Below are 14,375 nucleotides of genomic sequence, written 5' to 3' on the forward strand. Positions count from 1 at the left end.
TCTCCGGGCTCGTACGAGGCGGCAGCGGCGGGCGCGGCGCCCCGGCCGGCGGCGTCAGGCCGCCGGCTGGCCCGCCGTGCGGACCTCGGTGACGATCACTGCACCGAGAGTAAGACGGGCGGTGCTGCTGCGCACGGTACGAGCGGCCGGGGGAGAGGAGGGCGGCCCCGGGTGGGGCCGACGGAGTGACGGGGTCGGCGGACGGGAGAATGGGGGGATGGGCAAGGAGCGTGATCGGGGGGATCGGCGGGCGTCGGAGCCGGGGCCACACCCGGGACCGGTGGCGGAGCCGGGCCCGGACCTCTCGCGTCCGCACCCGTACCCGGTGCCCGATGCCGCCGCCTATCTGGCCGGCCGCTGGGACGTCGAGCGCACCGTCCACGACCTGCGGACCGGCATCGAGGGGCACTTCCGCGGCACCGCAGAGTTCCGGCCCGACGACGCGGCCGGCGCTCTGCTGCACCATGAGGAAGGGCAGCTGACCTGGGACGGAGCGGTGCACCCGGCGAGCCGCACGCTGCGGCTGCGGCCCCGCCCGGAAGGCACCGCCGCCGTCGACTTCGCCGACGGCCGGCCCTTCCACGACCTCGACCTCAGAGCCGGCCGGTGGACCGCCGTCCACCCCTGTGCCGAGGACCGCTACGAGGGATGCTTCACCGCGGTCACGGCGGACGAATGGCATCTGCGGTGGCGGGTCGCCGGGCCGGCGAAGGACCAGTTGCTGTGTTCGGTCTACCGGCGCCGGGGGTGAGTGCCGCGGCCCATGGCCACGGCAACGGCGCACCCGCGGCCCCTGGACACCGAAAGGCGCCCCCGGGGGCAGGAGTTCCCCCGGGGGCGCGGTCTGTCGTCCGGCAGCTGCCGGCTCAGGCGGCGGGCAGTTTGCCGTGCCCGAAGAGCTTCCGCTCGTCGTGCAGGGCGAACGGAGTGGTCCGCAGATCGACGAGCTGGATGCCGAAGATCTTCAGTTGCAGCATCAGCTCGGTCTTCAGGTCGTAGCCCGCGCTGAGCGACCACGCCGGGGCCCCGCCGCCATGGGCCGCCGCGGCCCGTCCGGTGAGGTGGACGGACAGTTCGCCGCCGACGCCCGCCGTGTCGTAGAGGAACACCTCGGCGCGCGCCCCGATACGGGCGGTCGCCGTGGCCGCGCCCTCGACCCGGGGAGCGGAGCCCTTCGTCTGCTGGTCCGCCGTGTGCAGCGGCTGCCAGCCGTTCGCGCGGTCGTACTTCGCGCCCACGGCGAACGCCCCGGAGGTGCGCTGGTCGGCGTCGAGGACGATGCGGCCGCCCGCGGTGAAGCGGTAGGTGAAGGTGACCTCGGTGCTCACCACGACCGGAACCGGGCCCACCCAGAAGACGTGCCGGCCGGTGACCGCCGCCAGCGGCACGGAGACCTGCCCGGTGTCGGCGGTCCCGCGGACCTTGCCGTGCACCTGCCAGCCATAGGCGTAGGAGCCGCCGAGGCCGACGGCCGCGCGCTGCGGCAGCAGGTTCAGCCCGCCGCGCTTCTCGTACTGAAAGATCAGCTCGGGCCGGAACGTCACCTCACCGGACAGCCGGGCCGGGGACCTGTCGGTGGCCTGCACACCCTTGGGCAGCGGCACGTTGACGCCGAGCCGCAAGGTGGTGAGCGCCTTCGCCGCGCCGGGCGGCAGCGTGTCGCGGGAGGCGGCACCGGCCGCGCCCGCGGCGGGGTGGGTGAGCTGGGCGCGCATCCCCGGCGCGTTCGACGCGGCGCTCGCCGAGGGGCTCGGGGAGGGGCTGGGCGAGGCGTCCGGGCTGCCGCCGGCGGGCGTACCCGGCTCGCCGGACGGCGTGGCCGAGGCGCCGCCGCCCTGGCCGGTGCCCGGGTTCTGCACGGTGACACCGGACGACAGCGGCTTGACGGTCAGCTCACCGGCCCGCAACGCCGTGCGCTGGTCCACCTTCTGATTGCCGAGCAGCTCGGAGAGCGTCGCGGGGGCGGTGGTCACCCGGACCTCGCCGTCCCGGGAGCCGGTGACCTTGCCCACCTTGAACAGCGCGCCCGAGGGGGCGTGCCGGTTCGGCGCGGCGGCGATGACATCGCCGGTGCGCACGGTCTTGCCGGCGGACGGCTTGAGCACCGCCCGCTTGCCGTGCGCGTCGTACGACGAGAGCCGGACCGCGACCGAACGGCCGGAACCGGTGGGCGCGTTGGACGGCTGGGCGGCCACGGCGCCGCCCTCGGGGCCGGACGCTCCTGCGGTGTCGTCCGGCGCGGAGTCCGGCCCCGCGGACCCGGCGGCCCGTATGGCGGCCGGGGACGAGCCGGGGTCGTCGGAGTGCGACAGGAGCGCATGGGTGCCGAGGGCGGCGGGGACGAGTACGCCGACCGCGGCGGCGGGCACCGCGATCCGGCGCCAGGAAACAGCCATGGAATTCCTTGGGGTGCGGGGGGTGGCAAGGAGGCACTACGGAGCCGCCTGCCGAACGCCGGAACGATCCGGATGACGGGGGAAAAGTCATCCAACATCGAACATCTGTAGGGGTTCGGGCGGCTTCCTCGTAGCATGGCGACGAATGATCGCTTTCGCCATGGGGAAAGACACCGAGTCGGGAGGGGACGCGTGGAGACATCCACAACGGTGCCGGAGGCCGTCGCCGCGCTGCACACCGCCATCGACGCCCTCACCGACGAGGTCGTCGACGGGCTCCGGGCCCAACTCCCCTCCTACGCCGTGGTGTCACTGCACCAGCTCCGGCCACGGGTGATGGCGTCCCTGCGCAACAGCCTGTCGCTGGTGCAGCGCTGGTCCGAGGAGCGGCGGAGCCCGCAGGGAGCCGCGCCCGGCGAAGGCGCCGGCTACGGCATCCCGGAGACCCACCTCGACGAGATCGCGGCGCTGGCCCGCGCGCTGCCCGTCGAGGACATCATCTCGGCCTACCGGATCGGCACGGACGTCGTCTGGCGGCGGTTCGGCGAGGAGATGGCGGCCCGCCGCGGCACCGCCGAGGACCTGCTGCCGATCGCCGAGACCCTGCGTGCCTGGGTCGACGCCAACACCCTGCGCATCGTCCGCAGCTGCCGCGTCGGGATCCAGGAGGACGCGAGGACGGACCGCCGGCGCGCGGCGCTGGTCCGCGCCCTGCTGCTCGGTCAGGCACGGTGGGACGATTCGCTGTCCACAGACGGGACGGGCGCCGTCGGGCCCGACGACGGGGAGCTCACGGACGGCTCGTACGACCGCAGTGCGCTCCGCCTCCCGTTCCGCGCGTGCCTGCCCGCGGTCGTCCCGTCCGAGGTCGTTCTACCCGAGGCCGTCCCGTCCGGCGGTTCAGGGGCCGCCCCCGGAGGGCAACCCCCGGGTCACCCCGGCCCCGGCGACCGTGCCTTCCACCGGATCGTCGCCGCGCTGCGCCCCTGGCTCGCGCTGGATACGGCGGGCCGGCCCCTGGTCACGACCGTGGACGGCGACGTGGCCGGGCTGCTGGCCGGGCGCCCGGCCGGGCTGTGCCGCAGCCTGGTCCTGGGGCTGGGCGCGCCGGTCACCCCCTCCGGCCTCGCCGCGGAATTCACCCGGGCCACCCAGGCACTGCGGGCCGCCGTCGGCTTCGGGCTCGTCGGTGCGTTCACCCGTGAGGAACTGGGGCTGCGGGCCACGGTCGTGGCGCTCCCCGCTGTGGGGGAGGGGCTGGTGCGGCTGCGCCTCGCGCCGCTGGCCGAACGCGGCGAGGACGGTGCCCAGCTGGAGGAGGCGGCGGCCGCCTACCTGCGGCAGGGACTGCGTCTGGACGCCGCCGCCCGGACCTTGTACGTCCACCCCAACACCCTGCGCAACCGGCTCCGGCGCTTCGAGGAGATCACCGGAACCAGCCTGCGCGACCCGGCCGATCTGGCGGAGATCTGGTGGGCGCTGGCCCACCGGCGCCTCCACGGCCAGGCGGGCTGAGGCCTGCGCCCGTGCCGCCGGAACTCAGGGCTTCACCGCCCGCAGCGCATACAGCAACGGAATGATCGGCTCCGACGGTGGCAGCCGCCACCAGCCGTTCTCGGACGGCACCATGGCATCGAACCGCTTCCAGGGCAGCAGCTCGGTCTCCCGGACCAGCTGGACGGTCATCCCCGCGCCGATCACCGAGGAGATGACCTCCCCGAGGCCGTGCCGCCACTCATAGCTGGTCGTGGCGCCCTGCACCGGCGGACCGTCGGTGTAGGTGCAGGGGGTGTCGCTTCGGATCGGTCCGCGTCCGCCCAAATAGTCGTGATGCAGCCGGAGTTGCTGCCGCTCCGGGCTCGGCGTCGGCCCCAGGGCGTCCAGCAGCGGATGGAACTCGACCAGATAGAACGTCCCGCCGGGCCGGAGCAGCGCGCTGACGACCTCCGCCCAGGCCGTCAGGTCCGGCAGATAGCACAGCGCCCCCTTGCCGGTGTAGATCACGTCGAACTGCCGCCCGCCGAGCGCCTCCACGGCCCGGTGCACATCCGACCGGACGAACTCCACGGCCCGGCCGGCCTGCGCGGCGAGCCGCCGCGCCTGGGCCACGGCCGCGGCGGAGAAGTCCAGCCCCACCGTGTGCGCGGCGCCCCGCTCGGCGAACGCGGCGGTCTCGGTGCCCAGATGGCACTGGAGATGCAGCACCTCCCGCCCCGTCAGATCCCCCAGATCCGTCCACTCGAACGGCGCGAACCAGTCCTCGGCGGTCCGTGAACCGTCCAGCCCGTAGAACGCGCTGGCCACATGGACGGGGGTGCGCGCGTCCCAGTTCGCCTGGTTGGCCAGGACCATCTCCTCGGTGGTGGGCAGGGTCCCCGGGAGCGGCGCCGGCTCGCTCTTCTCTGTGGTCATCCGTCCCTCCTACCCGCGGGGCGGGGGGAGTCCACCCCGCGGGGCCGGAGCAGCCCGCCCACCAGGCGGGCGCGGGGCGGGCGCAGGCTCCTACGGCGTCCCGGACGGCGTCGTCCACACCTCCCCGTCGAGCACATTGCGCATCCCCACCCACACCATGTTCATCAGCCGCAGGGTGATCCGCTCGGGGGGCTCGCCGGAGTGCAGCGCCATCCAGTCGGTGAGCGAGTCCGCCGCACCGACCAGGGTGTACGTCACGAACTCGGCGTCGTCCTCGGGGCAGGCGGGTCCGTCGCTCTCCTCGATGTCGGCCCGCACCAGCCCGGTGACCTCCGCCAGCAGCGCCCGCCGCGACCGGGCCAGCTCCGTGGTGATCGCCGGGCTCGGCTCCGAGGACTGACGGTGCAGCACCACCCAGCTGTCGCGGTGTTCGGCGACGAAGGTGAAGAACGCGAGGAGTCCGGCCCGCAGTCGCAGCTCGGGGGAGTGTGCGGGGCCCGCGGCGGCTCGGAACGCGGTCAGCAGGCGTTCGGCCTCGCGCCGCAGACAGGCGAGGAACAGCCCCTCCTTGGAGTCGAGGTAGAGATAGACCATCGGCTTGGAAATTCCGGCGAGTTCGGCGATCTCGTCCACCGACGCGGCGTGATAGCCGCGCCGGGCGAAGACCCGGATCGCCGCGTCGATGATCTGCTGCTCCCGGACTGGCCGGGGGACGCGTTGCCTGCGTATGTCGCTCATTCGGGTCAGCCTACCGCAACCTTACTGGCGAGTAAGTTTACGTAAAAGTAAGTCTGCGGGGCGTGGGGAAGGCTCGTCGTCGTGATCGTCGGCAGGTGTAAAGCGTCCCGAGGGTGGTAGGCGATTCTCCGTAACGCCCCGTTCCGCAACGGCTGTTGATCGGGTGAGGCCGAGGCGGAGCCGCATGTGGCACGAGCCGGGAGTGCTCCTCGGCCGGGCCGTGTCACACGGGGCGGAGCCCGGCGCTGGGTGTCGCCGGGGGAAGTGAGAGCGGGCCGCCGCCGATGAGTGGCGAGGCGGCGGCCCGCACCCCGCCCCCGGCAGGCCGGTGACCCGGTGGGCCGCCGACTCGGCGAGCTTGGCACGGCCGGCCTGCGGCTCGGACCCGGCCGGACCCTGACCCGGCGGGGCGATTCCCGGCCGGAAGGGCCGTGCGGGTGCCTCCCCCGGACCCCGCGTGGCCGATTGAACCCCCTTGATTCGTCCGCCTGTTGGGTTTGCCGCCCGCCTTCGGAGGAGCAGCCGCAACTCCGTGCGGGGGACCCGGTCACTTGCCTGCAACAACCCCCGTCCGGTGGGTATGTTGGGGCCTGCGGGGCGTGGTCGTACGCATACGGAACGAGCGTGGCCGCCCCCTGGCTGAATGCTGCCGAAGCGACGGGAAAGTGTCGAATGAGCCAAGAAGCGCGACCGCAGTCCAGCGTCGTCGACGTCAGCATCCCGAGTGTGGCCCGGATGTACGACTACTACCTCGGCGGCAAGGACAACTACGCCGTCGACCGCGAGGCCTGCGAAGAGCTGAGCAAGGTCGTGCCGAGCACACAGGTGCTGGCGATCAACAACCGGCGCTTCCTCCAGCGGGTGGTCCGCTGGCTGGCCCGCGAGCACGGCATCCGGCAGTTCATCGACCACGGCTCCGGCCTGCCGACGCAGGACAACGTCCATCAGGTCGCCCAGCAGATCGACCCGCAGTCCCGCGTGGTGTACGTCGACAACGACCCCATCGTGCTGGCGCACGGCCGCGCGCTGCTGGAGGAGAACGACCACACCGCCGTCATCCAGGCGGACATGCGGGACACCGACGGCATCCTGGGCAGCCCCGAGGTGACCCGGCTGATCGACTTCGACCAGCCCGTCGCCGCGCTGTTCGTCTCCGTGCTCCACTGCATCCCGGACTCCGACGACCCGGCCGGTCTCATCAAGCGGGTCGCCGACCGGCTGGTGCCGGGCAGCTTCCTGGTGGTGTGCCAGCTGGTCAGCGAGGACGCCGCCACCCGCGACTTCGTCACCGAGTTCATGCGGGTCAGCACCCAGGGCCAGTGGGGCCGGGTGCGCCAGGCGCATGAGCTGGCAGGGTTCCTGGAGGGGCTGGAGGTCCAGGAACCGGGCCTGGTGGAGGTCTCCACCTGGATGCCGGATGCGGACCTCGGCCCCAAGCAGCTCACCCAGGAATGGATCGAGTTCGGCGGTGTCGCACGCAAGCCGTAAGCGGCCGCACAGCGAAGAGGGGCGGGGCTCCATCGAGGCCCGCCCCTCTGCCGCTCGGTTCGGCGCGTCAGCTCTCCTTGAGCAGCCGTTCCAGCATCACCAGGGATTCCCGCGGCGACTCGGACTGGGCGCTGAGCCGGTCCATCACCGCGAGGTAGTGGTCGACGTCATCGCGCTTGTCCAGATAGAGCGCGCTGGTCAGCTGCTCCAGATAGACGATGTCCGGCAGATCCGGCTCCAGGAACCGCAGGATCGTGATCGGCCCGCCGGCCGCCGCCAGGCCACCGAGGCTGAACGGCGCGATCTGCACCGTGACGTTCGGCAGCTCGGCCCTCTTCAGCAGATGTCTGAGCTGGCCCGCCATCACCTCGGGCCCGCCGAGCGGACGGCGCAGCGAGGCCTCGTCGATCACGGCCCACACCCGCGGCGCGTCCGGGACGGTCAGCAGCTCCTGACGCTGGACGCGCAGCTGCACCCGTCGCTCGATCTCCTCGGCCGAGGCCCGCGGATGACCGAGCTGGGTCACCGCGCGGGCGTAGTCCGCGGTCTGCAACAGGCCCGGTACGAACTGGACTTCGTAGGTGCGGATCACCGAGGCGGCCTCTTCGAGGCCGATATGCGTCTCGAACCAGCCCGGCAGCACATCGCCGTACTGATGCCACCAGCCGGGAGTGCTGGTCCGGCGGGCCAGTTTGAGGAAGTCCGAGCGGATCGATTCGTCGGTGACGTCGTAGAGCGTCAGCAGATCGGCGACATCCCGCTCCTTGCAGCTCACCCGCCCCAGTTCCAGGCGGCTGATCTTCGCGTGCGAGCCGCGGATGGCGTCCCCGGCGGCCTCGCGGGTGATGCCGGCCGCTTCACGCAGCCGGCGAAGCTGTGTGCCCAGCACGATGCGCAGGACGGTCGGGCCGCCCCGCGGGTGTTCGAGGTAGCGGCGCAGAGACGGATCGCCGCTCGGCTGCGCGGCACTCATCCCCGAACCTCGCTTCGCTCGGCCCCGCATTCGCGTGGCGCGCACCTTTCCACGATTCGCTCGCTGCGCTCGCTCATGCCGAAACCTCGCTTCGCTCGGCCCCGCATTCGCGTGGCGCGCACCTTCCCACGATTCGCTCGCTGCGCTCGCTCATGCTGACTCCCCTGGGTGGTCGGGCGAACGCCCAGTGTCCCATCGCCCCCAGCCGCCGTACACCCAGGGCGGATATTCGGCCGACATATGCGTCACGCGTGGCCGATGAGGTCGTCGAAGTCGCCGTCCTTGGCGCCCTGGACGAAGGCCGTCATCTCGTCGCGCGTGTAGATCAGCGCCGGACCCGAGGCGAAGCGGGAGTTGCGCACCGCGATGCCGCCGTCCGAAAGAACCGCCACTTCAACGCAGTTGCCGCTCGGGTTGCTGCGGCGGCTCTTGCGCCAGACGGCCCCCTCGATGCTGGTCGCCCGTATGCCGTTGGTCACCGGCTCCATCACAGATGCTCCCTTGCTGGAGGACGTTCCTCCGATCGATTCCGAGCCTGCGCTCACCTTGGCGTGAACGCGCCCCTGGGTGGCCGTACTTACCGATGTAATTGCAGATGCACTTGCACCGACGGACGGCTGACGAGGATATTAGCTCTCCGAGGCAGTCCGGCCCAGTCCCGAAATCCCCCTCGCGGAGATGTTGATGACCACTCATCCGGCAGAGACCGTGCACGACGCCCTCCGGGATGAAGCGCGTGACGACGCCTGGTGGATGCCCGCCCCGGACGACTTCGCCGCGTGCGCCTTGAGCAGCTCGGCCCGCACCGTGTCGGAGGCCCGCCGGTTCACCCGGGTGACGCTGGAAGGCTGGAAACTGTGTGCCGGCGTCGCCGAGGACGCGGCGCTGGTCGTGTCCGAACTCGTCAGCAACGCACTGCGCTACGGCAGCCGGACATCGGGGGAGCGGGAGCGCCGTGCGGCCCTGGCGCCCCTGGGGCCGGCCTGGCTAGCCCTGACCCGGCAGGGTGCCACGGTGCTGTGCGCGGTCTCGGACGCCGGCGCCGGCGCGCCCGTCGTCAGGCCCCAGGACACCCTGGCCGAATCCGGGCGCGGTCTGCAGATCGTCGACCGGCTGAGCGACGCCTGGGGCTGGACGCCACCGGACCGGTCCGGGAAGACCGTCTGGGCGACGGTGTCGGACCGCGGCTGAGGGGCAGCTCGCGCCGCTACGGGGGTGTGGCGCGAGCTGCCGCTCAGGCCGACGGGGGAACGTCTCCCAGGCCGAACGCCGTCAGCAGCCGTTCGGCCGCCAGCGTCGCGGTGAGCTCGCCGTCGCGCACCGCACGTTCGACCTCGGGGCCCAGCCGGCGCACCTCGGGGTGCTCCTGGAGCCGGTCGATCATCCGCTCCCGGACCATCGACCATGTCCAGTCGACCTGCTGGGTGCGGCGCCGCTCGGCCAGCGCGCCGGTGGAATTCAGCAGGGTGCGATGCTGCTCGACCCGCTCCCAGAGCGCCTTCAGACCGGTGCCCTCGCGGGCGCTGCAGGTCAGGACGGGCGGTGTCCAGGCCGCGTCCACAGGCTGCAACAGCCGTAGCGCACCGGCCAGTTCACGGGCCGCGGACCGGGCGTCCCGCTCGTGCGGCCCGTCGGCCTTGTTGACGGAGACCAGATCCGCCAGCTCCAGTACGCCCTTCTTGATGCCCTGGAGCTGGTCGCCGGTGCGCGCCAGGGTCAGCAGCAGGAAGGTGTCGACCATGTTGGCCACGGTCGTCTCGGACTGGCCGACGCCGACCGTCTCCACCAGGACGACGTCGTAGCCCGCCGCCTCCATCACCACGATGGACTCGCGGGTGGCCCGCGCCACTCCGCCCAGCGTGCCGGAGGTGGGGGAGGGCCGGACGAACGCCGCCGGGTCGGTCGCCAGCCGCTCCATCCTGGTCTTGTCGCCCAGGATGGAGCCGCCGGTACGGCTGGAGGACGGGTCCACGGCGAGCACCGCCACCCGGTGCCCCATACCCGTCAGCAGGGTGCCGAGGGCGTCGATGAAGGTCGACTTTCCGACGCCCGGCACGCCGCTGATGCCCACTCTGCGGGCCGCACCGGAGTACGGCAGCAGCTCGATCAGCAGCCGCTGGGCTGCCGCCCGGTGGTCGGGGCGGGTGGACTCGACCAGGGTGACGGCGCGGGCGATCCAGGCCCTGGACCCCGCGCGGACCCCCTCGGCGTACCGTTCGACATCGATCCTCGCCGGCATGTCCCCCCGCTCAGAGCTCGTGGCCGAGGACCGCTGCCAGGTCCCGCACCAGATCGTGGGCGGCCTCCGGAATGACCGTGCCGGGCAGGAAGACCGCGGCGGCGCCCATGTCGCGCAGCGGCTGCACGTCCTGCGGCGGGATCACGCCGCCCACCACGATGGTGATGTCCTCCCGGTCCTCCGCGGCCAGTGCTTCCTTCAGCGCCGGCACCAGCGTCAGATGGCCGGCCGCCAGGGAGGAGACCCCGACGATATGGACGTCCGCCTCCACGGCCTGGCGGGCCACCTCGGCCGGGGTCTGGAACAGCGGGCCGACATCGACGTCGAAGCCCAGGTCGGCAAAGGCCGTGGCGATCACCTTCTGGCCGCGGTCATGGCCGTCCTGGCCCATCTTGGCCACCAGGATGCGCGGGCGGCGGCCCTCGGCGCGCTCGAACTCGGCCACCAGCGACCGGGTGCGCTCGACACCGGAGGAGGGGCCCGCTTCGTCTCGGTACACACCGGAGATCGTACGGATCTGGCCGGAGTGCCGCCCGTAGACCGACTCCAGTGCGTCCGAGATCTCACCGACGGTCGCCATCGCGCGGGCCGCGTCCACCGCCAGCGCCAGCAGATTGCCCTCCAGCCCCTCGCCGGGACCGGACTTGGCCGCCGCGGTCAGCGCCCGCAGCGCTTCCTGGCAGGCCTGCTCGTCGCGCTCGGCACGCAGCCGCTTGAGCTTCTCGATCTGCTGGGCGCGCACCGAGGAGTTGTCGACCTTGAGGACCTCGATCTCCTCGTCGGTCTCCACCCGGTACTTGTTGACGCCGATCAGCGCCTGCCGCCCGGAGTCGATCCGCGCCTGGGTCCGGGCCGCGGCCTCTTCCACCCGCAGCTTCGGGATGCCCGCGTCGATGGCCTTGGCCATGCCGCCGGCCTCCTCGACCTCCTCGATGTGCTGCCAGGCGCGCCGGGCCAGATCGTGGGTGAGCTTCTCGACGTAGGCGCTGCCGCCCCACGGGTCGATGACCCGGCAGGTGCCCGACTCCTGCTGCAGGAACAGCTGGGTGTTGCGGGCGATCCGGGCGGAGAAGTCGGTGGGCAGCGCCAGCGCCTCGTCCAGGGCGTTGGTGTGCAGCGACTGGGTGTGGCCCTGGGTCGCCGCCATCGCCTCCACACACGTCCGCGTGACGTTGTTGAACACGTCCTGCGCGGTCAGCGACCAGCCCGAGGTCTGCGAATGGGTCCGCAGGGAGAGGGACTTGGGGTTCTTGGGATCGAAGCGCTGGACGAGCCGCGCCCACAGCAGCCGGGCCGCGCGGAGCTTGGCGATCTCCATGAAGAAGTTCATGCCGATCGCCCAGAAGAAGGAGAGACGCGGTGCGAAGGAGTCCACGTCCATACCGGCCGCCAGGCCCGCGCGCAGGTACTCGACCCCGTCGGCGAGGGTGTACGCCAGCTCCAGGTCGGCCGTCGCACCCGCCTCCTGGATGTGGTAGCCGGAGATCGAGATGGAGTTGTAGCGCGGCATCTTCTGCGAGGTGTACGCGAAGATGTCGGAGATGATCCGCATCGAGGGCTGCGGCGGATAGATGTAGGTGTTGCGGACCATGAACTCCTTGAGGATGTCGTTCTGAATGGTCCCGGCCAGCTTCTCGGGCGGTACGCCCTGTTCCTCCGCCGCCACGATGTACAGCGCCAGCACGGGCAGCACCGCGCCGTTCATCGTCATCGACACGGTCATCTTGTCCAGCGGGATGCCCTCGAAGAGCTGCCGCATGTCGTAGATCGAGTCGATGGCGACGCCCGCCATCCCGACGTCACCGGTGACCCGCGGGTGGTCGCTGTCGTAACCGCGGTGGGTCGGCAGGTCGAAGGCGACCGACAGGCCTTTCTGGCCGGCCGCGAGGTTGCGGCGGTAGAAGGCGTTGGACTCCTCGGCGGTGGAGAAGCCGGCGTACTGCCGGATGGTCCAGGGCTGGTTGACGTACATCGTCGGGTACGGGCCGCGCAGATACGGCGTGATCCCCGGGTACGTCCCCAGGAAGTCCAGCCCGTCGACGTCCGCCTTGGTGTAGAGCGGCTTGACGTCGATGCCCTCCGGCGTCTCCCACGTCAGGTCCGCGACGCCCTTACCCGTGGCCTGCTCGACGGCCTCGGCCCACTGCGCGCCGTCGCCCGCGCCGTGCGCCGCGTCCGGTTCCCCCAGCTCGACCGTGCTGAAGTCCGGGATGGCGCCGGCCTGTTGCGTCGTCTCTGGCATCACGCCACCTCCATGACATCAAGGGCCGAGGACAGCACCTCGACCGCGTCGCAGCCGGCGAAGACGAAGGAGTCCACACCGGCCGCGGTGAATTCTTCGCGGCGCTCGCCCGGCTTGCCGGCCAGATGCACCCGCACCGCACCCGCCGACTTCAGCGCGGCCGCCACGGCCGCCGCCTGCTCGCCGTACACCGCATCGCTCGCACACAGACACGCGGTCCGCGCGCCGCTGCGGGCGAACGCCTCGGCCACCGACTCCGCATCCACCGGCCCGGGTTCCTGGACCGTCTCGATGCCGCCCGCCTGGAACAGGTTGGCGGCGAAGGACAGCCGCGCGGTGTGTGCCGCCACCGGGCCCAGCGCGGCCAGAAAGACCTTCGGCCGGGCGCCGCTCGCCGCCAGATGGGCGTCGGAGCGCGAGCGCAGCCGCTCGTACGCGTCGTCCCGGCGCACCCGCGGCAGCCCGCCGCCGATCGGCGCGGGCGCCGGCTCGCGGTGTACCGGGGGCTCGGCGAGATGGGGGAACTCGCTGACGCCGGTGATCGGTTCACGCCGGCGGGCGAGGTCGTCGGTGCGGCGCTGCCAGGTCTCGGCCAGCCGGTCGGCGATCATCCCGGAGCGCAGCGCCGCCGCCTGGCCGCCCGCGCCCTCGATCTCCTGGAACCACGCCCAAGCGGCGCGGGCCAGCTCGTCGGTGAGGCTCTCCACGTACCAGGAGCCGCCCGCCGGGTCGATGACCTTCGACAGGTGCGACTCCTCCAGCAGCACGGACTGGGTGTTCCGGGCGATCCGCCGGGCGAACGCGTCGGGCAGGCCCAGCGCGGCATCGAACGGCAGCACCGTCACCGCCTCCGCGCCGCCCACCCCGGCGGACAGCCCGGCGACCGTGGTGCGCAGCATGTTCACCCAGGGGTCACGACGGGTCATCATCACCGTGGAGGTGACGGCGTGCTGGCGCTGCGCGGCCGCGGCGGGCGACGCGCCGCACACCTCGGCGACCCGCGCCCACAGCCGGCGGGCCGCGCGCAGTTTGGCGATGGTCAGGAACTGGTCCGCGGTGGCGGCATAGCGGAACTCCAGCTGCCGGCAGGCGTCGTCGATGCCGAGGCCGGCTCCCGTCAGCTGCCGCAGATAGCCGACGCCGGTGGCCAGTGAGGTGCCCAGTTCCTCGGCGGCCGAGCCGCCCGCCTCGTGGTACGGCAGCGCGTCGACCGCCAGTGCCCGCAGGCCCGGCGCCTCGGCGGTGCAGCGCTCGGCCAGCCGGGCGGCGGACTCCAGCTGGAGGCGCAGCTTGGCATCGTCACCGGTCCGGGCCAGCAGTCCGAGCGGATCGGCGCCCAGGCAGCCGGTCGCCTCGCCGAGCGGTGCGCCGGACGCGGTGTAGAGCCGCAGCAACTCCTCGGCGGCCGCCGCGAAATCGGCACCCGCGTCCAGGACCACCGCGGCCAGGTCCAGGTAGACGCCCTGCAGCGCCTGCTCCAGACCGGACACCGGCACCCCGCCGTCCCCGACGGCCAGCCAGACCGAGCTGACACCGTTCTCCAGGTCGGCCAGGACCGATTCGTTGGCCCGCCGCGGATCGGTGTGGACATGGCGTTGGCGTACGTCCCACCCGGCGACGGTGGTGCCCTCGGGCCGGCCGGCCCGTACGAACGGGGGGAAGCCCGGGTGGCCCGGGGCGGCCGCACCGTCCTCGGCGGTGTAGAGCGGGCGGATGCGGATGCCGTCCTGGAGGTCGGTGGCGAGCGCGTCCTCGGCGGCGGCGCCGGACGCCTCGGTGACGCCCGATTTGCGCAGCACACCTTCGACGAGGCGCTGCCACTGCTCTCGGTCGGCATCCGGGAAGGCGGCGGCCAGGGGGAGTTCGGGGGACTCGGCGGTCATGGCA

The 14,375-nt window shown here is 72.4% G+C and carries 12 protein-coding genes; 4 read left to right on the top strand and 8 right to left on the bottom strand.

Going from position 1 to position 14,375, the window contains the following annotated elements:
* Positions 1 to 280: 280 nt before the first annotated feature.
* Positions 281 to 751, top strand: coding sequence for a DUF6314 family protein (locus tag BKA18_RS31190; protein ID WP_366044675.1), 471 nt, complete (start codon positions 281 to 283; stop codon positions 749 to 751).
* Between the two features lie 115 nt (positions 752 to 866).
* Here BKA18_RS31190 and BKA18_RS31195 read toward each other — a convergent pair whose 3' ends face one another.
* Positions 867 to 2,396 carry a hypothetical protein gene (locus tag BKA18_RS31195; RefSeq protein WP_366044674.1) on the bottom strand — a complete coding sequence of 510 codons (1,530 nt, stop codon included), beginning with the start codon at positions 2,394 to 2,396 and terminating at the stop codon, positions 867 to 869.
* Positions 2,397 to 2,588: 192 nt separating this feature from the next.
* Between BKA18_RS31195 and BKA18_RS31200 the strand changes: the two genes are divergently transcribed.
* The gene (locus BKA18_RS31200; RefSeq protein WP_366044673.1) at positions 2,589 to 3,911 is read left to right on the top strand and encodes a PucR family transcriptional regulator; all 1,323 of its coding nucleotides are present in this window, start codon (positions 2,589 to 2,591) and stop codon (positions 3,909 to 3,911) included.
* A 24-nt stretch (positions 3,912 to 3,935) separates the two neighbouring features.
* On the opposite strand, the gene BKA18_RS31205 is transcribed toward BKA18_RS31200, so the two are convergent.
* Both BKA18_RS31205 and BKA18_RS31210 read right to left on the bottom strand, forming a co-directional pair.
* Positions 3,936 to 4,808, bottom strand: coding sequence for a class I SAM-dependent methyltransferase (locus BKA18_RS31205; protein WP_366044672.1), 873 nt, complete (start codon positions 4,806 to 4,808; stop codon positions 3,936 to 3,938).
* A 90-nt stretch (positions 4,809 to 4,898) separates the two neighbouring features.
* Entirely contained in the window at positions 4,899 to 5,546 is a 648-nt protein-coding gene (locus BKA18_RS31210; protein ID WP_366044671.1) for a TetR/AcrR family transcriptional regulator, read from the bottom strand.
* Positions 5,547 to 6,218: 672 nt separating this feature from the next.
* On the opposite strand from BKA18_RS31210, the gene BKA18_RS31215 reads away from it, so the two are divergent.
* Positions 6,219 to 7,034, top strand: coding sequence for an SAM-dependent methyltransferase (locus BKA18_RS31215; RefSeq protein ID WP_366044670.1), 816 nt, complete (start codon positions 6,219 to 6,221; stop codon positions 7,032 to 7,034).
* A gap of 67 nt (positions 7,035 to 7,101) precedes the next feature.
* On the opposite strand, the gene BKA18_RS31220 is transcribed toward BKA18_RS31215, so the two are convergent.
* Together BKA18_RS31220 and BKA18_RS31225 are read right to left on the bottom strand one after the other, a co-directional pair.
* Positions 7,102 to 8,007 carry a helix-turn-helix domain-containing protein gene (locus tag BKA18_RS31220; protein ID WP_366044669.1) on the bottom strand — a complete coding sequence of 302 codons (906 nt, stop codon included), beginning with the start codon at positions 8,005 to 8,007 and terminating at the stop codon, positions 7,102 to 7,104.
* 245 nt (positions 8,008 to 8,252) lie between these two features.
* On the bottom strand, positions 8,253 to 8,495 hold the full coding sequence (locus BKA18_RS31225; protein WP_096212106.1) for a DUF397 domain-containing protein: 243 nt from the start codon (positions 8,493 to 8,495) through the stop codon (positions 8,253 to 8,255).
* Between the two features lie 196 nt (positions 8,496 to 8,691).
* On the opposite strand from BKA18_RS31225, the gene BKA18_RS31230 reads away from it, so the two are divergent.
* A complete protein-coding gene (locus BKA18_RS31230) occupies positions 8,692 to 9,198 on the top strand; it encodes an ATP-binding protein (RefSeq protein ID WP_366044667.1) in 507 nt (168 codons plus the stop codon).
* 43 nt (positions 9,199 to 9,241) lie between these two features.
* Here the strand turns inward: BKA18_RS31230 and meaB are convergent, their stop codons facing one another.
* Genes meaB through BKA18_RS31245 form a run of 3 tightly spaced genes read right to left on the bottom strand, consistent with a single transcriptional unit; the run spans position 9,242 to position 14,371 of the window.
* On the bottom strand, positions 9,242 to 10,246 hold the full coding sequence (gene meaB / locus BKA18_RS31235) for a methylmalonyl Co-A mutase-associated GTPase MeaB (protein WP_366044666.1): 1,005 nt from the start codon (positions 10,244 to 10,246) through the stop codon (positions 9,242 to 9,244).
* A 10-nt stretch (positions 10,247 to 10,256) separates the two neighbouring features.
* Positions 10,257 to 12,488, bottom strand: a complete 2,232-nt coding sequence (gene scpA, locus BKA18_RS31240) for a methylmalonyl-CoA mutase (RefSeq protein ID WP_366044665.1) — start codon at positions 12,486 to 12,488, stop codon at positions 10,257 to 10,259.
* A complete protein-coding gene (locus tag BKA18_RS31245) occupies positions 12,488 to 14,371 on the bottom strand; it encodes a methylmalonyl-CoA mutase family protein (protein WP_366044664.1) in 1,884 nt (627 codons plus the stop codon). Before BKA18_RS31245 ends, scpA begins: the two co-directional genes overlap by 1 nt.
* Between the last annotated feature and the right edge of the window lie 4 nt (positions 14,372 to 14,375).

The organism is Streptomyces auratus (assembly GCF_050433025.1).
In the GTDB taxonomy this organism is placed as follows: domain Bacteria; phylum Actinomycetota; class Actinomycetes; order Streptomycetales; family Streptomycetaceae; genus Streptomyces; species Streptomyces sioyaensis.